Here is a 24,927-nt window from a genome sequence, read left to right as displayed (position 1 = left end):
GCGCTGCGCATTTTTCCGGCGCAACGCACAGCAGTAATCGCTGGAACGATTCTGGCAGGCTAGGAGGAAGCAGGAGGGGAGAAACGAAGAGATAAATGAAGGTGTCGGTGAGTGAAGCGCGAAGCTTAATCCCGGTCAGCGGTCGCAACAGCCGCTTAACCGGGAAGCGCGGGCAGCCCGCAGCCTTAGCCGCCGTCACCATGGCGGTGAGGGCGGCGGCCGCGGTTATGCGGCAACGCCATCCGGGCGCGAGGCGAGGTGACCGGCCCACAGACTGGCAACCCACTTCACCCCTTTTGCCGTGAAACGCGCCTGGGAAAACGCATGCTGATTCTCACCCACGCCGCAGCGCAGGGCAAAATAACCCGCTTTCAGGTGATGCTGCTGCGGGGCCAGTACGCCTTTATCGCGGTACATGATGTTACGCTCCAGCAAAAACTGACGGAAGTCGGTCTCTTTCACCTTAAGCATTTTGCACAGCTGGCGGAAACCCAGGGGCTCATGCACGTCCACAAAGCGGTCAAAAAATTCCGCTTTGGGCGCTGAGACGGCCAGTTGCTGTTCAGCGGCGCGGCGCTGCTCAAACTGCTCGGCCCACGCGCGTGCCGCCTCTGCCGGGTTAGTGAAATCGGGCAGCTGCGTGAACTTCTCCCGTTCCTGCCAGCGGTCCAGCAGCTCGGCGGTAAAACCGGGCGACAGGCGAGCCACAGCCAGCAGGGAATCGCGTTTATTGAGCTGAAACTCCTGACGCTGCTCGCCTTCATGCTCGTAAAGATTCACCGTGACCGGCTGGGAAAGGCGCTGAGCGGTTTCCAGGCTTTTAATCAGGCGCTTCACTTCGCCATGCGTGATGCCAGTGAGTCTGGCAATTTCACGGCTGCTCATCAGCAGGCTGGCATTCAGAGCAGACAAACTCTCGGTTGCGATCATCATTCGTATCACCTCTCACAAACGTCGTTCAGTCAACAGGCTGCTGGATAAGTATACAGTTTACTGTTTTTATATCCAGTGTTTTTTTTAACCGTTTTCGTTAGTCGTGTGGCTTTTTGTGCGGTCGCGCAGGCCCGCGATCCAGGCGCAGCGCGGCTACCGACTCGCTTGCCTAATTAATGATTAACACCAGGCTTAACGGATTCGCCCGAAAACCGGTTTCAGGCGTGCTGTGTTGATAAATGAGGACGCGACTATGAAAGCACTGACTTACCATGGCCCCCATCGTGTACGTGTGGAAACGGTGCCGGACCCGATATTAGAACAGCCGGACGATATTATTCTGCGCGTTACGGCAACCGCGATTTGTGGTTCGGATCTGCACCTTTACCGCGGCAAAATTCCCGGCACCGATCACGGTGACATATTTGGTCATGAATTCATGGGTGAGGTGGTTGAGGCAGGCAGCGAAGTCACCAGTGTGAAAATTGGCGATCGCGTAGTCGTGCCTTTTGTTATTGCCTGCGGCGACTGTTTCTTCTGTCATCTGCACCAGTATGCCGCCTGTGAAAATACCAACAGTGGTCGCGGCGCCATATTAAATAAGAAAAACATTACTCCACCCGCTGCGCTGTTTGGCTACAGCAAACTTTATGGCGGCGTGCCGGGCGGCCAGGCGGAATATGTGCGCGTGCCAAAGGCCAACGTCGGTCCGTTTAAAGTGCCGCTCGCACTGCCGGATGACAAAGTATTATTCCTGTCCGATATTCTGCCCACTGCCTGGCAGGCAGTGCAGAATGCCGGGCTGGACAAAGGATCCAGCGTAGCCATCTTTGGTGCCGGGCCGGTCGGGTTACTCAGCGCCGCCTGCGCGCGGCTGGTCGGGGCTGAAGAGATTTTCATGATCGACCACAACAATTACCGCCTGGAGTTCGCCCGCCAGCGTTACGGCGTCACCCCCATTAATTTCGATGAGATTGACGATCCGGCCGCGTGGATCATTGACCACACCAAAAACCATCGCGGTGTGGATGCGGTCATTGATGCGATCGGCTTTGAAGCCAAGGGCAGCCTGACGGAAACCGTATTAAGCAACCTGAAGCTGGAAGGCAGCAGCGGCAAAGCGTTGCGTCAATGTATCGCTGCCGTGCGGCGTGGCGGCGTCGTCAGCGTGCCGGGTGTCTATGCCGGTTTCATTCACGGCTTTATGTTTGGTGACGCCTTTGATAAGGGTCTGACGTTTAAAATGGGCCAGACGCACGTGCAGGCGTATCTGCCGCGTCTGCTGTCGCTGATTGAACAGGGGCTGCTCACCCCGGAAGAGATTGTCACGCACCATATGCCGCTGGAAGAGGCGGCGCGCGGCTATGAGATCTTCGAAAAGCGTAAAGAGGATTGTCGTAAAGTGATTCTGGTACCGGGCATGGCCAGCACGACTACGGCCGGGTGATACGCGGCAGGCTGCCTGCGGGCAGCCTGCTGACTGACTCAGCGCACAATGTCTTCGTCGCGGTCATTAAGCTCCGGCAGCGCAATCTGGCGCGATGGCGCATTATCCAGCCGGTCACCATAATCATCACTGACATCTGGCAGGCTGGTGAACTGCCCGTCCACAAACAGAAAACTCAGATGCTTTTCCACCTCGGCCAGTAGCTCATCCACTTCCTGCGCGGTTTCACCGCGGGCATCTTTACCATCCAGCTGCCAGCGGAAACGATCACCCACGACTTCCGCACCGCCAATATCGACAATATGGCCATCGATATTTTCAACCAGCAAACGCTGGCGGGCAAAATAAAGCAGATAGGGCATGGTATCACGGTTATTTTCAGACATGTTTTCTCCCCCTGAAGACTATATCAGCGCATAAAATAGTAGCGCAGCGCAAATACCGCCCAGTAAACGGCATTAAGAATTAAATAAGCCCAGCAGCCCCAGTAGGCCACGGGCTCACGTCGGGTGCGCAATTTTGGTAAGAACGCCAGTAAATATCCGGCGGAGGCAATAAGCGAAACGAAATAGAGTATTTTCATGCCTTCTCCTGCATTAGTTATTTATCTAAGCATAGTCAGGATAATGCGGTATGGGGTGGTGCAGAGAAGATATTCGTGCAAAGCGAATCCCGGTTATTCGCTGTATTAAGCGTGGTAAAAAAGGTGCGATCGCCCAGGCCGGCGAGCGCACCGGTTTTTTAACGTGACATCAGGTGTTGCAGGCCGGCAGCACTGTGGCTGTCATCCGGAACATAGACCAGCAGGCGATCGCCATGACGCGAAGCGGACCACCAGTTGTTCTGACGCAGGGTGATCTCGCCCACCTCTTCGCGATAGAAACGCTTAACGCGGTTTTCCACTTTACCCAGTTCGTAGCGCTGCCAGGTTTGCGCAAATTCATCCGAGCTGTTCAGCAACCGCGCGAGGTAATTTTCCCAGTGCGGATCGCCAAGATGCTCACCCATCTGTCCGCGGAACATGGCGACCATTTGCGGCATAACTTCATCCCAGTCACGCATGACGCTGCGCCACTGCGGATGATTGAACGCCAGCCAGATGCAGTTGCGATCTTCCGGCGCGATCGTCGCCAGATCAACTCCGATCAGCGCACACCAGGCGGCGTTGTAACCAATGATATCGAAGCGCGGCGTCTCAATGATCGCCGGTAACTGAATCGCATCGAGCATGCGCTGATTGTGCTCAGCAATTTTGCAGCAGGCCGCCGCGACACGCGTGGAGGGCAGAACATGACCGGCCAGATAAAACAGGTGCTGCGTCTCCACGTCATTGCACTGCAGCGCAGCGGCAATGGCGGTCAGGGTTTTGGGTGAGGCGTTGATATCACGTCCCTGTTCAAGCCAGGTGTACCAGGTGACGCCGACATCGGCCAGTTGCGCCACCTCTTCACGCCGCAGGCCTGGCGTCCGCCGATGGCGCATGCGCGGCAGCCCCAGCCGGTTTGGATCGAGGTTTTCACGGCGGGTACGCAGAAAGGCACCCAGCCGTTTCCGGTTATTTTGTTCAGCAGAGGCAGGGGGTGTTGCTACAGACATAAGCCAGTCTCCGTACAAGACAGGTAGTATTTATACCATGATAAACAAGCACTGGTACCCGGTTAAAACTCAGGTGATGCTATGTCGCAGTGAAGCTAAAAACAAGGATTAACCATGCAGACATCGTCATTATCACGTGCAGGATTACTGGTCCTGCTGGCCGGGCAACTGCTGCCCATGATTGATTTCTCGATCGTTAACGTCGCGTTAGACGCGATGGCGCACTCGCTGCACGCCACGCCGGTTGAACTGGCGCTGATCGTGGCGGTTTACGGCATTGCTTTTGCCATCTGCCTGGCAATGGGGGGACGGCTGGGGGATAACATCGGACGTCGCCGGGTATTTCTGGCAGGCGTCGGGATTTTTGCGGTTGCATCCCTGCTGTGCGGCCTGTCCACCAGCGTTAATATGCTGATAGCCGCCCGTCTGTTACAGGGGCTGGGTGCGGCCTGGATGGTGCCGCAGATTCTGGCCACGCTGCACGTTACGCTTCAGGGCAGGGCGCATGCACGTGCTATCGGTCTGTACGGCGGCATCGGCGGACTGGCGTTTATCATCGGCCAGGTGCTGGGGGGGTTTCTGATTAATGCCGACATTGGCGGCTATGGCTGGCGCAGCGTGTTTTTAATCAATTTGCCTATTTGCCTGTACGTTCTGCTGGCCGCCCGCCGCGTGGTGCCGGAAACGCGTCATGCGCGGCGCGTGCCGCTGGATATTTACGGCACGCTGCTGCTGGCAGGGGCGATTGGTTGCCTGATGCTGGCGCTGGCGCTCGGCCCGGTGCTGCACTGGTCGTGGCCGTGTCTGCTGCTGCTGATGCTGTTTCCGCTGCTGCTGCTGGGATTACGCCGTGCCGCCCTGCGGCTGGAAGCGCGCGGCGGATCGCCGCTGCTGCCTCCCTCGCTGCTGCGTTTACCCGGCGTGCGTTTTGGCCTGACGCTGGCGGTGCTGTTTTTCTCCTGCTGGAGCGGTTTTATGTTCGCCGTAGCGTTAACGCTGCAGGCGGGACTTGGCATGAGTGCGTTTCAGTCGGGGAATGCGTTTATCGCGCTGGGAAGCGCTTATTTCATCGGCGCAATGCGTTCAACGCGGATGGTGGAGCGGTTCGGCAAACGCGCCATGTTGCTTACCGGCTGTGGCATTCAGATGAGCGGTCTGCTGGCGCTGATCGCCACCTTTCACTTTGCCTGGCCAGCGGCAGGCATTGCGACGCTGGTGCCGGCGACGGCGCTGATTGGCTTTGGTCAGTCCTTTATCGTCAGCAGCTTTTATCGCATTGGCATGAGTGACGTGCCGCATCACCAGGCCGGCGCAGGTAGCGCGGTGCTCTCCACGGTGCAGCAGTCGGCGCTGGGACTGGGGCCGATGCTGCTGGGTGGCGTGTTTAGCCAGATTAGCCTGCACGGCTCGTATCTGGCGGCCATTACTGGCACGCTGAGTGTCGAGCTGCTGCTGATGGCGTTGCTGGTGCTGCTTACCGGCCTGAACCGCCGCAGCTTCCAGCCTGTCGTAGCTGAAGGGTAAGCGATCCGCATTGGCCCCCGCAGCCGGGGGCCGCATTCAGGCTTCAGGCAGGCGCAGGCCTGAGGTGGCGTCAAACAGATGAATCTTCTCGCTTCTGAAACCCAGCGTAAGGCGATCGCCTCTGCCCGCCGGATGACGTCCGGCAAACTGCATATGCAGCGGCTGTCCGTTCCAGTCAAGATGCAGCAGCGTGGATTCACCGGTAATCTCCACCACCTTCACCGTGGTCTGCGCGCCGCCGGCTGCTTCTGTCAGGTCGTGCGGGCGGATGCCAGCGGTGACCGCCATACCGTCGCGCTGCCGGGCAATGGCCTGCCAGCGCGGCGGCAGCGGCTGCCATAAATCCTGACACGCCACGCCCGGCACACCGTCGCGCGTGACCAGCGTGCCGGCCAGCAGATTCATAGGCGGTGAGCCAATAAAACGCGCCACAAAGGTGTCAGCGGGACGGTCGTAAATCGCCAGCGGCGCGCCCTGCTGGACGATGCGCCCCTCTTTCATCACGACAATCTGGTCGGCCAGCGTCATGGCTTCCACCTGATCGTGCGTCACATACACCATCGTTGTGCCGAAGCGCTGGTGCAGCGATTTGATCTCGGCGCGCAGCTCCATACGCAGCTGCGCATCAAGGTTGGAAAGCGGTTCATCAAACAGAAAGACCTGCGGGTTACGCACCATCGCCCGGCCCATGGCTACCCGCTGCCGCTGCCCGCCGGAGAGCGCCCGCGGATAGCGCTGCAACAGCGTATCAATGCCCAGAATCCCGGCAATGCGGGCAATTTTGCTCTGCTGCTCGTCACGTTTGACTTTTTTCACCTGCATATGAAACGCCAGGTTTTCTGCAACCGTCAGGTGCGGGTAAAGCGCATAGCTCTGAAACACCATAGCGATGTCGCGATCGGCCGGATCGCGATCGCTAATCGCGACGTTATCCATCCGTATTTCACCACCGGAGAGGCTCTCCAGCCCGGCCAGCAGGCGCAGCAGGGTAGATTTACCGCAGCCGGAGGGGCCAACCAGCACGGTAAAACTGCCGTCGGCAATCGTGAGGTCAAGCGGATGCAGCACCGTCTGTCTGGCGTAGCGTTTGGCCACATTCACAAGTTCAACACTGGCCATAATTAACACTCCTGTGCAGTAAGTTGCAGTTGATGCCAGTCGGGATAGCGACGCGGTTGGGTGCTGATCACCAGCGAAGCCACGGCGATGCCCCATTGCAGCGCGGTGGCGATATCCTGCTGATGCAGTAATGCCGTCAGAAAACCGGCATTGAAGCTGTCGCCGGCACCGATGGTATCAACCACCGTGACCGCGCGTGCGGGCCGCTCCAGCGTGCCGCTGGCGTGCCAGCAGCCTGCGCCCCGGGCGCCGCGTTTGACCACGCAGCCGCCGCGACCGCTCAGCTGCTGCGCCAGCCGTCGGGCCGCTTCCGGCAGGGTAGCGTCAGTGCTCAGCCCAAGGGTTTCTGCCTCATTCAGCAGCAGCCAGTCGCAGTGCGGCAGCCAGCAGGCGATTTGTGCGCGTACGGCGTCGTTCCAGTCCTGCGGTGGCCAGCCGGTATCCACGGCGGTGATAAAGCCCCGCTGCTGCAGTTCGCGTAATAACGGCAGATAGTCGTCATACAGCTGCAGACACAGAAAGGTGCCGCACAGCAACACGATGTCGCCGGTTTCGGCCCGTGCCGGCAGCTGCGCCAGCACATCCTGTGCGCTCAGCCGCACAATGTGGCCAAGGTTGCTCAGAAAGGAGCGCTCGTGATCGGAGTGGGTGACCCCGACGGTCAGCGACGTCTCGCAGGGATAGCGCGTCCAGTGCGCGGCGCTGTGCGGGAAATGGCCAGCCAGCCAGGCACTGAGCCCGTCATCGCCCTGACTGGCGATGGCGCGATGGCGTACCTGCATCGCCTCCAGCGCCAGAGCGCAGTTCCCCGCAGACCCGCCGGGGCGCAGCTCGCTGTGCGGCAGCACCACCTCCGTCCCCCGCTGTGGCCAGCGGTCGAGCGTGCCCATCATTACATCAACATTAATATTGCCCGCCACATACAGCGTGGCGGTGGCGTCCTGTTTCGTTATCATCCTTTGCTCCCGCCACTGGCCAGGCCGCTGACCAGCGTCTTTTGTAACCAGATAGCAATCAATAAGGGGGGCGCTGAGGCCAGAATACCGACCGCAGCAATCAGTCCGTCATCGGTGGCGCGCCCGGCAGTGAAGCCGGCGATAGTGACCGGCAGGGTCTGCGCGGCGATATTGCTGGTGAATAACAGCGCGTAGAAAAATTCGTCCCACGCCAGCAGCCAGCCAAACAGCGCCGCTGCGCCCAGCACCGGTTTTGCCAGCGGCAGGGTGATGCGCAGCAACACCTGCCAGACGCGCAGCCCGTCCAGCCGTGCCGCCTGCTCAATATCATGCGGCAGCGTATCGAACTGGTTTTTCAGCATCCAGGTCAGAAACGGCAGAATCAGTGAACAGTAAACCATCATCAGGCCCGGCCGGGTGTTGAGCAGATCCAGCTGCTGCAGCAGGAAGTAGAGGGGCAGTACGAACGCGACCGGCGGCACCATATAGATAGCCAGCGAGGCAAACAGCCAGCCGTCGCGGCCGCGATAGCGGGAAAAGCTGAATGCGGCGGGAATTGCCAGCAATAAACAGATCGCCGTCGCACCGCTTGCCACCAGCAGGCTGTTACCCAGCGCATGCAGGAACAGCGTACCGGGCTCGCCCGGGGTCAGCGAGAGCAGGCGGCCATAGCGGCTGAAGTCCCACTGGCGCGGCATCCACTCCAGCGGCACGCGCGTCAGATCGGCGGTGGCGCTGACGCTCATTAAAAACAGCCAGCCCATGGGCGCCAGCACGGACACCGCGACCAGCAGTGCGGCAGCATACTTCGCAACGGTGCGGAGCTTAATTTTCATGGGCGCTTCCCCGACGGCGCTGCCGCCACAGTAACAGCATATAGAGGGTGATCAGCACGGCGCACAGCAGCGTCATCAGTATGGCGTAGGCGGCACCGCTGCCGGCACGCAGATAGCTGAATGACTCCTGATAGACGTAAAAACTCAGGGTCTTTGTACTGTCTACCGGGCCGCCGCGCGTCATCACATAGATGATGTCGAAGATCTTAAACGCATCGATGGTGCGCAGCACCAGCGCGACGCTGAGTGCGCCAGCGATAGCCGGAAACGTAATGGCGCGGAAACGTCGCCACGCGGAGGCACCATCCAGCCGGGCGGCTTCATACAGATCCTCAGGTATCGACTGCAGCGCCGCCAGCACCAGCAGCGTGACCAGCGGATAATTTTTCCACACATCGGCAAACATCACGGCATTGAGCGCAGAGTCGGGTGATCCCAGCCAGCTGCGGTAGTGATCAATCAGGCCAGTCTGGGTCAGCAGGGCATTAACGCTGCCGTAATCGGGATTGAAATTCAGCCGCCACATCATAGCGTTAACGATGGTAGGCAGCGCCCACGGCAAAATCACCAGCACGCGCAGCAGGCTGCGACCGGCAAACTGCTGATTGAGCAGTAGCGCCACCAGCACGCCGATAATGCCCTCCACCGCAACTGATACCACGGTGAAGTAGAGTGTGCGCCACAGCGAGGTGCGAAAATCCTCGTCGGTCAGGGCGTACAGATAGTTTTCAACGCCGATCCAGCCCGGTGCTGTGCCACTGCTGCCGATCAGCGCGGCGTCGGTAAAACTCAGCCAAATGGTGCGCAGCAACGGCCAGGCGGTGAGCAGCAGCATCACCAGTAACATGGGTGCCAGCAGCACCCATGCCTGCCGCTGTTCGCGTTGACGCAAACTCAGCATGCTTTCCCCTTAGCGCAGGCGCGCGGCACTTTTATTCACCGCCTGTAATGCGGCTTCCGGCGTGGCGCTGCCCACCAGCACCTGTTGCAGCTGCTGCTGCAGCGTGCTGGAAAGGCGGGAGTACTCCGCGGTTTCCGGACGCGACAACATCACATTCAGCGAAGTGTTCGCTGCGGCAATCAGGCTCTCCTGATTTTTCGTTACTGCCGGGTCCTGATAAGCGCGCTTCCAGATGGGCAGGCTAAGCGTGGCATACTGTGTCTGTACCGGCTGAGATGTCATATAGCTGATGTACTGCCACGCCTGCTCCGGATGGGTACTGCCGGTAGCAATCCCCAGTCCCATAGAGCCATTGACCGCGCCGGCTTTACCCGGTGCATCACCCGGCGCCGGCATAATGCCCACCTGACCGGCCACTTTGCTCTGGTTCGGGTCATTGGCCATGTTGTACATGTAGGTCCAGTTCAGCGCGAACGCGGCATCGCCATTGGAGAACGCTTTACGCACATCCTCTTCCAGATACTCTCGCGATGCCGGGTTACTCAGCCCCTCATCCAGCGAACTTTTCATGAGTTTTACGGCCTGCAGCGATGCCGGTGAGGTGAAATCGAGTTTGCCATTATGGTAAAAAGCGCCGCCGAACCCGGATACCAGCGTGGTGTAATCACACACCAGCGCCTCTGCCTGAGACCAACTCCACACCAGCGGATAGTTGACGATATTTTTCTGTTTGATAACGCGGGCGTCGTCCATCACCTGTTGCCAGGTTTGCGGCAGCGCAGTAATACCGGCTTTCGCCAGCATCGCTTTGTTGTAGTAGAGATATTTGGTATCAAGGATCCACGGCATGCCCAGCGTTTTACCGTTGTAGATCACGGTGTTCATCGCGCCCGGGAAGATCGCGGCTTTCTGCTCCGCGCTAATCCGGCTGCTGACATCCTGCAGTAAATCAAATTTGCTGAATTCGGCGGGCCAGATGGCGTCAAACAGCACGACATCGTAGCCGTTTCCGCCCGCGCCGCGTGCGGCGACAATCTTGTCATGCAGCGCTTCATAGGGCACAAATTCCAGATTCACCTGCACATCCGGATGCGCCTGCTGAAACGCCTGCGTCATGGCGCGAATATCCTTCTCGCTGTAAGCCGCCTGCGTCATAAACAGCGCGTTAAGGGTGGTGACCGCCGCTGCACTGCCTGCCGTTGCCAGCAGGATGGCTGCAACACAGCCTTTGATCAGGGTTTTCATGGTGTTTCCGCCTTCAAAGTGAGAGGGTGTTTAATTAAATCAATTTGATTGATTTAATCGTGTGCACAGGTTGCCAGATTGCTGCGGCTGACATCTCTTCAGCAAGCAAGTGGCGTGCCAGGGCATAAAACCGGATTGCCGCTGCTGACTACTTCTGCACAAAATTCCGCCGCTGTCAGGTAAACAGGTTGTAAATTGTGTGGCCGATCATAGATATTGAGGCAGCGAGACACCGTGCGCGTGAGAAGAGGGAAGCAGCCGCATGAAAACATCAGGAACCAATCTGGAGCACGCCCGGGCGCACAATCGTCGTGTGATCATCGAAGCGATCCGCCTGCACGGTGAGCTGACGCGCGCAGAACTGGCGCGGCTGACGGCGCTGACGCCGCAGACCGTCTCAAACATTGTGGCGGAACTGGAACAGGCCGGGCTGCTTACCAGCCGCCAGCCGCGTAAGCAGGGACGGGGACAGCCGGCGATTCCGGTCACGCTCAACCCGGCCAGTGCGTTTTCTATCGGCATTCATCTGGATCACCAGACGCTGCTGATTGTGCTGGTGGATCTCACCGGCGATGTCCATTTTCGCCGCCTTATTCTGGTGCAAAAGCCCCAGCCGGATGCCACGTTAGCGCGCATTGCCGGTGAGCTGGCGGCGATCCGGCAGCAGCTTGGCGCTGGGTGGCAAAAAGTGCTGGGCATTGGCGTGGTGATGCCCGGTCCCTTTGGCGTCGAAGGTATCTCCTCCTCAGGCCCGACCACGCTGCACGGCTGGGAAGAGGTGGACATTGCCGCCCGCCTGGCAGAGATGAGCCAGTTACCGGTGACGCTGGAGAATGACGCGACGGTGGCAGCGATCGGTGAACGGTTTCACGGCGTGGCGCGCCAGCTTAACTCTTTTATCTACCTGTACATTGGCACCGGTCTGGGGGCCGGCATTCTGATGGACGGCCACGTCTACAGCGGTGCAGCGCATAACTCCGGAGAGATCGGACACGTGGTGGTGGAGCCCGGCGGACGCGCCTGTTACTGCGGTAATCACGGCTGTCTGGAACGCTATGTTTCGCTGCAGGCCGCCTATGAGTTTTGCGGGCTCGATCCCATGACTGCGCTGCCTGAAGATTTGCTGCAGGTGGATGCCGCCTGCTTTGATCGCTGGATCGACACAGTGCTGACGCCGCTGCGCCAGGCTATCAACATGCTGGAGTGCATCTTTGATGCGGAAAGCGTCATTATTGGCGGCATGATGCCGCCTGTGCTGCTGGACAAAATCATCCAGCGCCTGCCGCCGTTGTATCAGTCCGTACGCGGACGTTACCTTACCGGCACGCGCCTGAAAACCGGCATGACCGGCAGCGACACTGCGGCGCTCGGTGCGGCCGCGCTGCCCATTTTTGACGAATTTAACCCGCAGTTTCAGGTGCTGATGAAATAAATAACCGCCGCAGCCGTTGGCGTCCGCGCGCGGAGGCGCGGGCTGGCGGACAGTGAACTTCATAAGGAGAATGACGATGCAACCGCAATTACGTGAGGTGGCTCTGCGAGAGGTGGTGACCGGTCAGAATGTCACTGTATACCAGCCCGCTAACCTGTATGGCTGTACGCTGGAAGATGAGGTGTTTGTCGGGCCTTTTGTGGAGATACAGGCGCGCTCACACATTGGTCGCGGCAGCAAAATTCAGTCGCATACGTTTATCTGTGAAGACGTGCACATTGGTGAACACTGTTTTATTGGCCACGGCGTGATGTTTGCCAATGATATGTTTCATTCCGGCCGGCCCGATCCGGATCGCGCCAGCTGGGGACGCATCCGGCTGGGCGCCGGGGTGTCAGTTGGCAGCGGCGCAACCATTCTGGCGGTGTCCATTTGCGACGGGGCGGTGATTGGCGCGGGCAGCGTAGTGACCAAAAATATCACGCAAAAAGGCATTTATGCCGGCAATCCGGCGCGTCTGTTGCGCTTACTCGACGCATGACAGGCTGCGCGGCACCGGCCTCGCTGGCCGGGTATTATTGCATGACCCAGTGACCCGCGCTGACTTCCCGGTAGTGGCGCGCTGGCGTTTCAAAACCCAGCGGCCGCACCGGGCTTTGCAGTTCGGTGACCTCAGCCTGTCGCCGGAAATGCCGCCGCGCCGGATCCGGCACCGGTACGGAGGCCAGCAGCCTGCGCGTGTAATCATGCTGCGGGTTTTCAAAAATTACCGCGCGCGGACCGATTTCCACAATTTCACCCAGCAGCATCACCGCCACGCGATGGCTGATGCGTTCCACCACCGCCATATCATGTGAAATAAACAGGTACGCCAGCCCCAGGCTGTGCTGCAGATCCAGCAGCAGGTTGATGATTTGCGCCTTCACCGTGACATCGAGCGCAGAGACGGATTCATCGGCGATGATCATTTTCGGGTCCAGCATGAGCGCCCGCGCAATGCAGATGCGCTGCCGCTGCCCGCCGGAAAAGGCGTGCGGATAGCGGTTCAGCATGGCGGGAGAGAGGCCGGTGCGCACCATCAGCTCAGCCGCCTTTTCCCGGGCGGCAGTTTTGCTGCCCAGCCGGTGCTGCAGATAGGGCTCGGTCAGCGCCTCCAGCACTGTCATACGCGGATTCAGGCTGGCAAACGGATCCTGAAAAATCATCTGCATGGCGCAGCGCAGTTGCCGCAGCGCAGGCGGAGGCAGCGTCAGCACATCCCTGCCGTCGAACGTTATCTGACCGGCGCAGGGCTCTACCAGGCGCGTCAGCGAGCGTCCGGTGGTGGATTTACCGCAGCCGGATTCACCCACCAGCGAAAGCGTTTCTCCTGGCAGCAAATCAAAAGAGATATTTTCCACCGCATGTACCGCACCGGTTTTACGGCTGAAAAGCCCTTCATGCAGACTGAAGCGGGTGCTGAGATGCCTGACTGACAGCAGCGGGGCGCGCGGGGTGAGAGCGGGCGCGATATCTTCCGCCACCGGCTGACCCGGTAAGGTAAACCTGCGCGGGCCCGCCGTGCCGCGCATTGACCCCAGCTGCGGGACGGTGGCAATCAGCGTACGGGTATAGTCCGCAGCCGGCGCGGCGAAAATCGCTGACGTGGTGCCGGTTTCCACCATTGCCCCCTGATACATTACCAGGGTGCGGTCCGCTACTTCAGCCACCACGCCCATATCATGCGTGATAAACAGTACCGCGGTGCCATCCTCTTCCTGCAGCGTTTTAATCAGGTCAAGGATTTGGCCCTGAATGGTTACGTCGAGCGCGGTGGTAGGCTCATCGGCAATCAGCAGTTTCGGGCGCAGCGCCAGCGCCATCGCAATCATCACGCGCTGGCGCATTCCGCCGGAAAAGTGATGCGGATAGTCGCGATAGCGTTTCGCCGCCTCAGGAATACGCACTTTCTCCAGCAGACGAAGCGTCTCTTCCCGTGCCGCGCGCTGGCTGAGACGGCGATGGGTCATCAGCGCTTCAGCAATCTGATCGCCCACGGTAAAGGAGGGGTTGAGGCTGGTCATCGGCTCCTGAAAAATCATTGCCACGGCGTTGCCGCGGATATCCCGCATGGCGCTTTCGCTCAGCGTCAGGAGGTCAACGCCATTCAGCCGTATCTGGCCGCTGACGCGGGCATGACGCATGTTCAGCAGCCGCATAATCGCCATGGAGGTGACGCTTTTGCCAGAGCCGGATTCGCCGACAATTGCCAGCGTTTCGCCTGCCTGCAGGGTTAACGACACGCCGCTGACCACCTCGCGCCAGCCGGCGTCGTGGCGGAAGGCCACCGAAAGATTATCGATGCTCAGCACCGGTTCAGCGGCGCGCTTCATTGTGCCGCCGGAAAGCGTGCCGAACGGATGCCGGCGGGCACGAAGGCAAAATCGGTGTCAAACGGATAGGTCGGATGCGATTTGCGCGCGCGCGTCAGGCGCTCGACATACTGATCGACCACGCCCTGTGACAGCGCCATCAGATTAGGATTGGCCAGCGGTGCCAGTTCCGGCGACAGATAGCCCGATTTCACCACCACAATCCGGGCAGCGCGGGGATCCAGGCCAAGCAGCGCGAAATCCTCAAGGTTATGGTACGGACGGCGGCGATCCGCTACCACCACGGTGATGCCGCCGCAGCGCAGCAGCGCCTGTTTTGCCCGTGACCGCGCATCATCACTTAAATGGACAACTTCAAATTCGCCGCTGGCGGTGCCACCGGCGGGATCCAGCGTTGCGCCAAGCGTCAGGGGCAGTCGGGCACCCACGCCCGCCTGGAATGCGGCGTCCGTCGCTGGCTTATCGGCGATGCCTGCCACGATTACGCCCTGCGCCTGTTGCCGCATCAGTTCGGCCAGCACATCTGCGCGATCGCCGACGCCGCCGCCGGTGGGATTATCGCCGGAGTCCGCGAGGATCACCGGTGCGGTGGGGCTGGCGATTGCCATGCTGACGCAGGCTTCGGGGGTGTCGGTGGTGCAGCCAAACACAAAGCGGGCGCGGGCCTGCCAGTAGGCCAGCGCCAGCGCCTCCGCCTGTTGCGTCAGCAGCCGCGCATCGGTGCCGGTCATAATGGCAGCGGCGGTGGCGCGCGGTTCATCGGCCCAGACGTAGCCCACCATCAGCGAGGCATCCCAAATCGCCTCAGCCTCATCGATAGCCGGCAGACGTGCATACAGGCTTTTGGCCGGCTCATCTTCCGTGCTGGTGCGCTCCCCCGGCAGAACCACCGGAATCGGTGCCCATACCACGCCCGGCCTGATGCCGGTTTGCAGGCTTTTTACCAGCATGCTGACCGCGCGGCGCATCGTCTCTTCCACATCAATGTGCGGCGCGGTGCGGTAGGTGGAAAACATATCGATGGCGTCAATGATGCGCTGCGAAACGTTACCGTGCAGGTCGTAACTGACGCTGATCGGACAATCCGGGCCGACCAGCGCGCGCGTGGCGCTGATCCAGTCACCTTCGGCATCTTCCATGCCTTCAACGTACATTGCGCCGTGCATCGCCAGATAGACGCCATCCACCGGCAGATGCGCCTGCAGACGGCTAAGGAAATCCTGTTTAAACGCGTCATAGGTGCGGCGCGCCACCGGCCCGCCGGCAATGGCACGCGCGTGGAAGGTCGGCAGAAACTGCGCATCCCAGTCGCGCAAAAAGGCAAAGTACGGATTGTCCGTCATGGCCTCACCGCGCAGGATACGAAAATCATCGGCGTGGTTAAGCACCGGATTGTAGGTACTGCACTCGATATGAAGCCCACCATAAGCAATGCGCATTGCCGCCTCCGCTAGTCGGGTAATTGCACGATAAAACGATACGCCGCAACGCTGGCTGCAGCTCTGGCCCAGCTCTCCGGCTGTATCACAATGCTGGAAAGCGGTGTTTTGCCGACAATCGCAGGCAGCACATGGCTGTCGATTGCCTGCAGCATGACGGTTTTCAATAGTCCTTCAAACGCATCCGGCTGATGCGCGATGACGATCAGTTCCGGATCGGTCATCTGAATCAGGCTGGCAATCGCCAGGCCAAGTGCCTGACCGGCCTGATGCAGAATGGCGATCGCGGCGCTGTTGCCTTTCATCGCCAGCTGTTCCAGTTCAATCAGGCTGTGACAGGGCAGCGCGTTCTCGCGCATGCTTTCGCGGATTGCCGTCAGCGATGCCAGCGTGTCCAGACAGCCGCGTTTGCCGCAGCGGCAGGGACGACCGCCTGGCTCAATAGTGCAGTGGGCGATTTCCCCGGCGCCACCGTGTGCGCCGCGATGCAGCTGACCGGCAAAAAAATGGGCTGAGCCGATGCCGTCGCCGTGGGAAATCAGGCTGAAGTTGCGTGCTTTTTTCGCCACGCCAAACATCTTTTCACTGACCGCCAGCGCCTTGGCATCGTTTTCCAGCGTGATCTCCAGCCCGGTCTGCGCCTGTAACAGCGCGGCCAGCGGCACCTGCTGCCAGCCCAGCAGTGCCGACTGCACGCACACCGCCTGATGTTCATCGACAAATCCTGACAGCGTCACGCCCAGACCGATTAGCTGGTCTGGCGAAATCTGCTGTTGCGCCAGCAGACCAGGGATCGCGGCGGCGATCGCCTCCGCCAGCCGTGCCGGCGTCGGGTCGCGCGTTAGCGTAGTGCTGGCAAGGATATGGCCGTGCATATCAATCAGGACCAGACAGACGTCTTCATCCAGCAGTGACGCGCCGAGGAAGTAAGCGCTATCGGCACGCATTTTCAGTAACACCGACGGGCGACCCTGGCCGGTATTCGCTGGCACACTCTCTTCAAGCAGGCCTGCCTGCAGCATGGTTTTAATCAGCGTACTGATGGCGGCTTTGCTCAGCTTCATTTTTTCGGCAATGGCCGTGCGGCTCATGCCGTGCGAGGCCACTAATAAGCGCAGGATTTGCTGCTGATGAGCATTAAGCATCCGGGTTCTCGTCGCAGGGGCGGTATATGCCCGACAATAATCAGCAGTAAAAACAAATTCAACGGTATTTAGTTAATTTTCTGAACGCAGATCGAACTATAAGTAAAATATATGAACCAGCCTCTTGGCTTTTGTTTGGCAGAGGTGCCTTATATAACGCTGTGCCGCAGGTTCTGGCGGAAAAAATAATAAGCCGGCTGGCTTTGCACTTATTTCACGCTGAGTGTCGTGGCGCTTTGTAACCAGGCGAAGCCGCGTCGGGCATTAAACCCGGCTGTGCTTTCACCCCATCACTGATTATTGAGGGCTTTCATGGAACGCAAAAACAGGCATTTCAGGGTACTGACGCTGGCCGGATGTATTCTGGCGTCGCTCTCCAGCGCATCGGTGTTCGCTGCTCAGCTGGTGATTATGCAAAACGAACCGCCGCGCAGCATGGACCCTGGCAACCAGACCGCGACGTTTACCGGTACGGTGCTGGACCCAATGTATGAAGGCCTGACACGCATTGGTGATGACGGGAAAATTATTCCGGCGCTGGCGCTGTCGTGGCAGTCCGACGCCAGCGCGCTGCACTGGACATTTACCCTGCGGCCCAACGTGAAATTTCATGATGGCACCCCGTTTAATGCGGACGCGGTGGTGGCTAATTTTCAGCGCCATCTCGACACTAAGCGCGGCCTGGCGGGCAGCGGAAAAATTCGGACGTTTATTCAGGATGTGCAAAAAAAGGATGATTTAACGGTTACCTTCACCCTGAAAAAAATTAACCCGGCGTTTTTAACCGTACTGGCTTCCGGGCCGGGGTTAATGGTCAGTCCGCAGGCGGATAAAGCGGGCACGATCAATAACACGGCTGACGGCACCGGCCCTTATAAACTGGTGCAGTATAAATCCGGCGAATATGTTCTGGAGCAGAAGAACAATGCTTACTGGGGAAAAAACACCGGGCCGGATGAAATTAAATGGACATGGAGCAGCGAGCCGTCAGTGATGAATATGGCGCTGCAATCCGGTCAGGTCGATATTATTAATCCGGTGCCGCCGCAGTTTGCCGGCATGCTGAAAAATAACCCTGGCGTGGTGCTGAAACAGTCGCCGGGTGCGGCAGTGTTCTGGATTGATTTGAATACGCAAAGCAAAGCGCTGAGTGATGTGCGGGTGCGCCAGGCGCTGAACTTTGCCACCGATCAGTCGGCGCTGGTAAAAGCGGTGATGTTTGGTTATGCGCGTCCGGCCAACTCGCCGCTGGCACCGGTTGACGTCAACTATGACAATGAACTGCATGATTATCCCTATGACGTGGAAAAGGCGAAAGCGTTACTGAGCGCCGCGGGCTATCCGCAGGGATTCAGCATGGCGATAGCGGTGCAGGCGCCGGATGCACGAACCGCCCAGGTCCTGCAGGCTATGTGGAGCAAAATTGGCGTGAAGCTCAGCGTGCGTCAGATGGAGAGTGGCGTGTGGGCGAAGGCCGCCTTTGCTGATGCAAAAGAGAAAGCCGCGCAGGGAACCGATGCGGTACTGGCGTCCTGGTCTTCCGGATTGTACGGGTCCGATCTCCAGCTGCGGCCGCTTTATCACAGCAGCAGCTTTGCCCCGGGCGGCGCGAACCTTGGCTTTTTCAGTGATAAGCAGACCGATACGCTAATCGATAGCGCCGCTTCTGAGCTGGACGATGCCCGACGTAAAGCGCTTTATGTCCAGGCGCAGAAACAGATCAGTGCGCTGGCGCCGCAGGTGCTGCTCTATTATCAGGATGATCTCTATGCGACGCGCAAAAACATCAGCGGTGTCACCCTGCAACCGGGCGGCCAGATTGTGGTGCGCGATGCAGTGAAAAAGTAGGGCCGGTGCGGAGAGGATATGAAAGCGTATGTCGCCAGAAAGGTTATCTCGCTGCCGTTAATTCTTTTCGGCGTGTCGATGATCGTGTTTATCGCCATCCGCGCGCTGCCGGGCGACCCGGCTCGCCTGATGGCCGGACCGGAAGCACCGCAGGAAGCGGTAGAGAGCATGCGCGTGCGGCTCGGGCTGGATCAGCCGCTGCCGGTGCAGTATGTGAGATTTGCTGCCGAAGCCCTGCACGGTAATCTTGGCGTGTCGCTGCAGTCCCAGCGTCCGGTGATGACCGAGATCGGTGAACGGCTGCCGTATACGCTGTCGCTGGCAGCGCTGGCTTATTTGCTGGCGATTGCCATCGGCGTCCCGGCAGGCATGACCGGCGCGCTCTATCGTCAGCGGCTTCCCGACCAGATGGTGATGGTGCTGACCATTGCCGGCGCGTCCATCGCCAACTTCTGGCTGGCGCTGCTGGCGATGAACTATTTTGCCGTGCAGCTTGGCTGGCTGCCGCTGCTGGGTGCAGACACGTGGAAAAACTACATTATGCCCACCGTGACGCTGGCGATTTTGCCGATGGCCATGATTGCCCGCATGACGCGATCCAGCATGCTGGATGTGCTCAGTCAGGACTACATCCGCACAGCCCGCGCCAAAGGGCTCTCTTCCGGCGTGGTTCACTGGAAACACGCGCTGCGTAACGCGCTGATCCCGATTGTCACCATTGTCGCGCTGAACTTTGGCAGCCTGATTGGCGGCGCGGTAGTGACGGAATCCGTCTTTAACTGGCCGGGCATCGGGCGGCTGCTGGTGGATTCCGTAAAGTACCGCGATTATCCGGTGATCCAGGGCGTGACGCTGGTGGCCGTAACCGGGGTAGTGCTGATGAACCTGATTGGCGACATGCTGATTGGCCTGCTTAATCCAAAAATAAGGTTCGACTGATGAACAGCCTGGACTCTCCGGTCGCGCTGCCGCGTTCGCGTTCACGCCAGCTGCTGAACCTGCTTATCACCCATCCGTCCATCGCCATCGGTGGCCTGCTGGTGCTGCTGGTGGTACTTGCGGCGCTGTGCGCCCCGCTGATCACCCACTGGGACCCGATAGAACAGGATTTGCTGAATACGTTGCAGGCGCCTTCGGCCGCCCACTGGTTTGGCACTGACGATTACGGCCGCGATATTTTTGCGCGGGTGGTATACGGCGCGCGCATCACGCTGTTTGAAGTGACGCTGAGTGTGGCGTTATCGATGCTTGCTGGCATTCCGCTCGGCATTATGTCCGGCCTGGCCGGCCGTAAAACAGACGCGCTGATTATGTGGCTGATGGATATCATTTTTGCTTTTCCCGGCATCGTGCTGGCCATTCTGATTGTCAGCGTGCTGGGAGAAGGGCTGACCAATATGCTGATCGCTATCTCCCTGTTTTCTATTCCGGTATACGCCCGTCTGAGCCGTAACCTCACGCTGGGGCTGAAGAATATGGAGTATATCGAGGCTGCGCACATGCTGGGCGTGCGCTATCCGCGCATTATCACCCATTACATTTTGCGCAACTCGGTAGGCCCGCTGATTGTGCAGTCGACGCTGACTGCCGGTGCCGTGGTGCTCTCCGCCGCCAGCCTTTCGTTTCTCGGGCTGGGCGTGCAGCCTCCCATGCCGGAGTGGGGCACCATGATGAGCGACGGCCGCAATTTTCTTGGCCTGAATATTTATGTTTCCCTATTCCCTGGACTGGCAATTTTGATTACCGTGCTGGGCTTTAATGTGCTGGGCGATGGCCTGCGCGATGTAATGGATAAACGTTTATGACCCCTTCGCTCTCTCCGGTGATCTGTTTTGATCTCGGGGGTTCTTTTATCAAAATGGGTGTGATGTCGGATAAAAACGTGCTCACGCTCCTCGATCAGCAACCCATTCCGGCGCAGGACTGGCGCGCCTTTTGCGTGCGCGTCAGCGCCATGATCGCCCGGCATGCCGCAGAGTTTGCGGCCGACTCGCCGGTTGCGATCTCCACCGCCGGCATTGTCTCACCGCTGACCGGCGAAATGTTTGCCAGCAATATTCCCGCGTTTCATCAGCGCCGGCTGGCGGCCGAACTGGGTGAGGTGCTGCAGCGGAAGGTTATCGTGCATAACGATGCCGACTGCTTCGCGCTGGCGGAAGCCGAGGCGGGCGCTGGCAAAGGGCATAAGGTGGTGCTGGGCGCCATTCTTGGCTCCGGTGTCGGTGGCGGACTGGTCTCCGATGGCCGGCTGGTGATGGGCCAGAACGGCTTAACCGGCGAGTGGGGCCACGGGCCAATCACCCTGACCGAGGTGGACATTGACGGCGCGCGCGTGCCGATCCCGCGGCTGGCGTGCCCCTGCGGGCAGCGCGGTTGCCTTGACACCTATGGTGGCGCGCGCGGCATGGAAAATCTGCACCGTACCCTGCACGGCGAAAGCCTCAGCAGTAAAGCGATTGTCACCGGCTGGCAGCAGCAGCAGGCGCGCGCGCAGCAGACCATCCAGGCGTGGCTGCAGCTGGTGAGTGAACCACTGGCGTACACCATCAATATCACCGGCGCCTCCTGCGTGGCGGTGGGCGGTGGGCTGGCTTCAGTTACCCCGCTGATTGCCGCGCTGAACGACGCCGTCCAGCGCTGCATCTTACGCCGCACGCCGTATGCGCTGGTGGTGCCGGGTGCCTTTGCCCATCAGGGCGGCATGACCGGCGCGGCGCTGCTGGCCCGCCGGGCGCTCGCACCGGCTGTCAGGGGGTTATGACGTGGCCTGCTGCAGCTTATCCTGCAGAAACGCCATAAATACGCGGTTAATTTCGCTGCGCTGGCGGTGCTGCGGATAGAGCGCGTTAAGATGCAGCGCAGCGGGCTGCCAGGCCTCCAGCACCGTGACCAGTTCACCGCGCGCCAGCGCGGGCGCGACGATAAATTCCGGCAGTAAAATCAGCCCCAGACCGGCAACGGCCGCATCCCGCAGCATTTCGCCGTTGTTGCTGACCATCGGCCCGTGCACGGGCACCACCTGACGGCTGTCGCCCTGAAACAGCTCCCAGCCGGTCTGGCTTTCGCGGCCATAGCGTAAACAGCGGTGTTCGCGCAGTTCATCCGGCGTTCGCGGTGCGCCGGCACCCTGCAGGTAAGCCGGGCTGGCGCAGATGACGCGACGGAATTCGCCCAGCCGGCGGGCAATCAGGCTGGAATCGGGCAGCGTACCGATGCGGATAGCCATATCAAACCCTTCGCCAACCATATCCACATGGCGGTCAGCCAGTTCGACCTGAAACTGCAGCCCCGGATGCAGACTGAGAAACTCCGCGATATACGGTGAAAGATGACTGATCCCGAATGACATTGGCACGCTCAGACGAAAGCTGCCGCGCAGCGCCTGGCGCTGTCCGGAGACCGCCTGTTCAGCCGCCTGCACATCATCCAGAATGCGCTGCGCGTGCCGGGCGAACAGCTGGCCGCTGTCTGTGACCGAGAGTTTACGCGTGTTGCGATTCAGCAGGCGCGCACCCAGCGAGGCCTCCAGCGCCGCAATGCGCCGGCTGACATATTGCTTTGACAGCATCAGCTGCTCAGCGGCGGCGGTGAAGTTACCGGTCTGAATCACGGCAACATAAATGCGAAGATCTTCTATCTGCATATTGTCCACTTATCGGTGACAGTCATTGTCATTACGGCACATTGTTGGGCAAATCAGTTTACGTATACTGGTTCTCAACGGGAAGCGCCATCGCCTTCCGACCTCATAAAAAAGGAGCAGATCATGATTGAACAACGACTGTCAGAACAACGCGGTGCCGGCGATCACGGCTGGCTGAATTCCCGCCATACCTTCTCTTTCGCCAGTTACTGGGACCCGCAGCAGACCGGGTTTTCCGATTTGCTGGTTATCAACGACGATCGGGTTGCACCGGGTCGCGGTTTTGGTGCGCATCCACATAACAACATGGAGATTATCTCTTACGTGCTGGAAGGGGCGCTGGCGCATAAAGATTCCATGGGCACCGGCTCGGTGATTGTCCCCGGTGATGTGCAGCTGATGAGCGCAGGCAGCGGCGTCACGCACAGCGAATTTAACCACTCGAATGAGGAGAGGGTGCATTTCCTGCAGATCTGGATCGTACCGGCTGAGCGGGGCACGGAGCCGGGTTATCAGCAGGTATCGGTTGCTGAAAGTGAAAAACGCGGTCAGCTGCGTCTGATTGTCTCTCCGCAGGGTGAGCAGGGCTCGCTGCGCGTGCGTCAGGACGTGCGTATCTACGCTGGCCTGTTTGACGGTGACGAGCAGCAGACGCTGACGCTGGACGCCAACCGTTATGCCTATATCCATGTTGCGCGGGGAAGCCTGGAGGTCAACGGAGTGCGTTTCAATGCCGGCGACGGTGCACGGGTACGTGAAGAAACCGCACTGCATTTTGCTCACGGCGATCGGGCGGAAGTGCTGGTGTTTGACCTGCGTCCGCTGGAAGTGAACCACCCGCAGCGTTAAGGCTAATCTGCGCTTACCCCCTGCCGCATGGCCGGCGCGTTTGTACTCAGCTGCTGACGGTTACCGCTAAGGTGGCCGTCAGCCACGGCTGCTGGCCGCCTTATGAGGCCTGTCACAATTCTGCATAATGATGTTTCATAACGATATTCTGCCAGCGGCACCGGGCAGCGTGTTAACCGCTTGTAAAAAAACGTCATTATGCATCATAAAGCATCATTGATGCGCATGGCGCATCAGTCTATGCGTTTATTGCGCTTATTAAGCTCCCTTTTTCCGGTCAGTCTCCTGTCACAGGCGCAACCAAAAGCGCTGCAGACAACCGGAGATCGTGATGCATTCTTCTACCTCACCCACTACTCAACGTGCGCGTATTGGCGCGATCCTGCGCGTAACCTCAGGCAATTTTCTGGAACAATTCGATTTTTTCCTGTTCGGATTTTATGCCACGTATATTGCCCACACCTTTTTCCCGGCCAGCAGTGAGTTTGCCTCACTGATGATGACCTTTGCGGTGTTCGGTGCCGGCTTCCTGATGCGCCCGATTGGGGCGATTGTGCTCGGCGCTTATATTGATAAAGTCGGGCGGCGTAAGGGACTGATTGTCACGCTGTCGATCATGGCAACCGGCACCTTCCTGATCGTGCTGGTGCCGTCATGGCAGACTATTGGCCTGTGGGCACCGCTGCTGGTGCTGGTGGGACGTCTGCTGCAGGGCTTCTCCGCCGGGGCGGAACTGGGCGGGGTGTCGGTGTATCTGGCGGAAATCGCCACGCCAGGACGCAAAGGCTTCTACACCAGCTGGCAGTCGGGCAGCCAGCAGGTGGCTATTATGGTGGCGGCAGCGATGGGCTTTGCGCTCAATGCGGCACTGGAGCAATCTGAGATTGCGGCCTGGGGCTGGCGTATTCCGTTCCTGTTTGGCTGCCTGATTGTGCCGTTTATCTTTGTGCTGCGCCGCAAGCTGGCAGAAACCGAGGAGTTCAACGCCCGCCGTCACCATATGGAGATGCGCGAGGTGTTCCGCACGCTGCTCAGTAACTGGCCGGTGGTCATTGCCGGTATGCTGATGGTCGCCATGACCACCACGGCTTTCTATCTGATTACCGTGTATGCTCCCACCTTTGGCAAAAAGGTGCTGATGCTCAGCGCGTCAGACAGCCTGCTGGTCACGCTACTGGTGGCCGTCTCAAACTTTATCTGGCTGCCAATTGGCGGCGCATTATCCGATCGCTTTGGCCGTAAACCGGTGCTGGTTACGATGACGCTGCTGGCGCTGGCGACGGCCTATCCGGCCCTGTCGCTGCTGGCGCAGACGCCAACCTTTGCCATGATGCTGAGCGTGCTGCTCTGGCTCTCTTGTCTTTACGGTCTGTACAACGGCGCGATGATCCCGGCGCTGACAGAGATCATGCCCGCAGAAGTCCGCGTGGCGGGCTTCTCCCTGGCCTATAGCCTGGCGACAGCGGTCTTTGGCGGTTTTACGCCGGTGGTCTCCACCGCGTTAATCGAATACACGGGTGACAAAGCGTCACCCGGCTACTGGATGAGTTTTGCCGCACTGTGTGCCCTGCTGGCCACACTTTATCTCTATCGCCGCAGCGCGTTAGCGCTGCAGACGGCACGTTAATCAGGGAGCGAAATG

At 59.4% G+C, this 24,927-nt stretch carries 23 protein-coding genes; 10 read left to right on the top strand and 13 right to left on the bottom strand.

Features of this window, described 5'->3' with window-relative positions; all coding sequences use genetic code 11:
- Positions 1–225: 225 nt before the first annotated feature.
- Positions 226–933, bottom strand: coding sequence for a phage antirepressor KilAC domain-containing protein (locus tag D8B20_RS19260; RefSeq protein ID WP_145891330.1), 708 nt, complete (start codon positions 931–933; stop codon positions 226–228).
- Between the two features lie 253 nt (positions 934–1,186).
- On the opposite strand from D8B20_RS19260, the gene D8B20_RS19255 reads away from it, so the two are divergent.
- Positions 1,187–2,380 (top strand): zinc-dependent alcohol dehydrogenase, encoded by a 1,194-nt coding sequence (locus tag D8B20_RS19255; protein WP_145891328.1) that lies wholly within the window; start codon positions 1,187–1,189, stop codon positions 2,378–2,380.
- A gap of 38 nt (positions 2,381–2,418) precedes the next feature.
- Here D8B20_RS19255 and D8B20_RS19250 read toward each other — a convergent pair whose 3' ends face one another.
- The 3 genes from D8B20_RS19250 to D8B20_RS19245 form a co-directional block, all read right to left on the bottom strand.
- Positions 2,419–2,766 (bottom strand): hypothetical protein, encoded by a 348-nt coding sequence (locus tag D8B20_RS19250; protein ID WP_145891326.1) that lies wholly within the window; start codon positions 2,764–2,766, stop codon positions 2,419–2,421.
- A 23-nt stretch (positions 2,767–2,789) separates the two neighbouring features.
- Positions 2,790–2,963 (bottom strand): hypothetical protein, encoded by a 174-nt coding sequence (locus D8B20_RS21685; protein WP_186454446.1) that lies wholly within the window; start codon positions 2,961–2,963, stop codon positions 2,790–2,792.
- Positions 2,964–3,121: 158 nt separating this feature from the next.
- Complete coding sequence (locus D8B20_RS19245) at positions 3,122–3,976, bottom strand: helix-turn-helix transcriptional regulator (RefSeq protein ID WP_145891324.1); 855 nt, start codon at positions 3,974–3,976, stop codon at positions 3,122–3,124.
- A gap of 114 nt (positions 3,977–4,090) precedes the next feature.
- Here D8B20_RS19245 and D8B20_RS19240 point away from each other — a divergent pair, with 114 nt between their 5' ends.
- Positions 4,091–5,500: an MFS transporter gene (locus D8B20_RS19240; RefSeq protein WP_145891322.1), complete on the top strand. Its 1,410-nt coding sequence runs from the start codon at positions 4,091–4,093 to the stop codon at positions 5,498–5,500.
- A gap of 36 nt (positions 5,501–5,536) precedes the next feature.
- Here D8B20_RS19240 and D8B20_RS19235 read toward each other — a convergent pair whose 3' ends face one another.
- Genes D8B20_RS19235 through D8B20_RS19215 form a run of 5 tightly spaced genes read right to left on the bottom strand, consistent with a single transcriptional unit; the run spans position 5,537 to position 10,557 of the window.
- Complete coding sequence (locus D8B20_RS19235; protein ID WP_145891320.1) at positions 5,537–6,619, bottom strand: ABC transporter ATP-binding protein; 1,083 nt, start codon at positions 6,617–6,619, stop codon at positions 5,537–5,539.
- 2 nt (positions 6,620–6,621) lie between these two features.
- Positions 6,622–7,575, bottom strand: coding sequence for a carbohydrate kinase family protein (locus D8B20_RS19230; protein ID WP_145891318.1), 954 nt, complete (start codon positions 7,573–7,575; stop codon positions 6,622–6,624).
- Positions 7,572–8,411, bottom strand: coding sequence for a carbohydrate ABC transporter permease (locus D8B20_RS19225; protein ID WP_145891316.1), 840 nt, complete (start codon positions 8,409–8,411; stop codon positions 7,572–7,574). Before D8B20_RS19225 ends, D8B20_RS19230 begins: the two co-directional genes overlap by 4 nt.
- Entirely contained in the window at positions 8,401–9,312 is a 912-nt protein-coding gene (locus D8B20_RS19220) for a carbohydrate ABC transporter permease (RefSeq protein WP_145891314.1), read from the bottom strand. The genes D8B20_RS19225 and D8B20_RS19220 overlap by 11 nt, the downstream gene beginning before the upstream one ends.
- A 9-nt stretch (positions 9,313–9,321) precedes the next feature.
- Positions 9,322–10,557, bottom strand: coding sequence for an extracellular solute-binding protein (locus D8B20_RS19215; RefSeq protein WP_145891312.1), 1,236 nt, complete (start codon positions 10,555–10,557; stop codon positions 9,322–9,324).
- Positions 10,558–10,819: 262 nt separating this feature from the next.
- Between D8B20_RS19215 and D8B20_RS19210 the strand changes: the two genes are divergently transcribed.
- Together D8B20_RS19210 and D8B20_RS19205 are read left to right on the top strand one after the other, a co-directional pair.
- Positions 10,820–11,989: an ROK family transcriptional regulator gene (locus tag D8B20_RS19210; RefSeq protein ID WP_145891310.1), complete on the top strand. Its 1,170-nt coding sequence runs from the start codon at positions 10,820–10,822 to the stop codon at positions 11,987–11,989.
- 76 nt (positions 11,990–12,065) lie between these two features.
- A complete protein-coding gene (locus tag D8B20_RS19205) occupies positions 12,066–12,530 on the top strand; it encodes an acyltransferase (protein WP_145891308.1) in 465 nt (154 codons plus the stop codon).
- A 34-nt stretch (positions 12,531–12,564) separates the two neighbouring features.
- Here D8B20_RS19205 and D8B20_RS19200 read toward each other — a convergent pair whose 3' ends face one another.
- Genes D8B20_RS19200 through D8B20_RS19190 form a run of 3 tightly spaced genes read right to left on the bottom strand, consistent with a single transcriptional unit; the run spans position 12,565 to position 16,945 of the window.
- On the bottom strand, positions 12,565–14,361 hold the full coding sequence (locus D8B20_RS19200; protein WP_145891306.1) for an ABC transporter ATP-binding protein: 1,797 nt from the start codon (positions 14,359–14,361) through the stop codon (positions 12,565–12,567).
- A complete protein-coding gene (locus D8B20_RS19195; RefSeq protein ID WP_145891305.1) occupies positions 14,358–15,800 on the bottom strand; it encodes a M81 family metallopeptidase in 1,443 nt (480 codons plus the stop codon). The genes D8B20_RS19200 and D8B20_RS19195 overlap by 4 nt, the downstream gene beginning before the upstream one ends.
- 11 nt (positions 15,801–15,811) lie before the next feature.
- Entirely contained in the window at positions 15,812–16,945 is a 1,134-nt protein-coding gene (locus D8B20_RS19190) for an ROK family transcriptional regulator (protein ID WP_145891303.1), read from the bottom strand.
- A gap of 312 nt (positions 16,946–17,257) precedes the next feature.
- On the opposite strand from D8B20_RS19190, the gene D8B20_RS19185 reads away from it, so the two are divergent.
- Genes D8B20_RS19185 through D8B20_RS19170 form a run of 4 tightly spaced genes read left to right on the top strand, consistent with a single transcriptional unit; the run spans position 17,258 to position 21,554 of the window.
- Complete coding sequence (locus tag D8B20_RS19185; protein ID WP_145891301.1) at positions 17,258–18,793, top strand: ABC transporter substrate-binding protein; 1,536 nt, start codon at positions 17,258–17,260, stop codon at positions 18,791–18,793.
- Between the two features lie 18 nt (positions 18,794–18,811).
- Complete coding sequence (locus D8B20_RS19180) at positions 18,812–19,732, top strand: ABC transporter permease (protein ID WP_145891299.1); 921 nt, start codon at positions 18,812–18,814, stop codon at positions 19,730–19,732.
- Positions 19,732–20,598, top strand: a complete 867-nt coding sequence (locus D8B20_RS19175) for an ABC transporter permease (protein ID WP_145891297.1) — start codon at positions 19,732–19,734, stop codon at positions 20,596–20,598. Before D8B20_RS19180 ends, D8B20_RS19175 begins: the two co-directional genes overlap by 1 nt.
- Positions 20,595–21,554 (top strand): ROK family protein, encoded by a 960-nt coding sequence (locus D8B20_RS19170; RefSeq protein WP_145891295.1) that lies wholly within the window; start codon positions 20,595–20,597, stop codon positions 21,552–21,554. Before D8B20_RS19175 ends, D8B20_RS19170 begins: the two co-directional genes overlap by 4 nt.
- Here D8B20_RS19170 and D8B20_RS19165 read toward each other — a convergent pair.
- Positions 21,549–22,436 carry a LysR family transcriptional regulator gene (locus D8B20_RS19165; RefSeq protein WP_145891293.1) on the bottom strand — a complete coding sequence of 296 codons (888 nt, stop codon included), beginning with the start codon at positions 22,434–22,436 and terminating at the stop codon, positions 21,549–21,551. The genes D8B20_RS19170 and D8B20_RS19165 overlap by 6 nt on opposite strands.
- A gap of 123 nt (positions 22,437–22,559) precedes the next feature.
- Here D8B20_RS19165 and D8B20_RS19160 point away from each other — a divergent pair, with 123 nt between their 5' ends.
- A complete protein-coding gene (locus D8B20_RS19160) occupies positions 22,560–23,285 on the top strand; it encodes a pirin family protein (RefSeq protein WP_145891291.1) in 726 nt (241 codons plus the stop codon).
- Positions 23,286–23,616: 331 nt separating this feature from the next.
- Entirely contained in the window at positions 23,617–24,912 is a 1,296-nt protein-coding gene (locus D8B20_RS19155) for an MFS transporter (RefSeq protein ID WP_145891288.1), read from the top strand.
- Positions 24,913–24,927 lie beyond the last annotated feature (15 nt).

The sequence above is a fragment of the Candidatus Pantoea soli genome (assembly GCF_007833795.1).
Lineage (GTDB): Bacteria > Pseudomonadota > Gammaproteobacteria > Enterobacterales > Enterobacteriaceae > Pantoea > Pantoea soli.
Note: the sequence above shows the minus strand (reverse complement) of the source record. Positions and strands in the feature narration are given on the sequence as shown.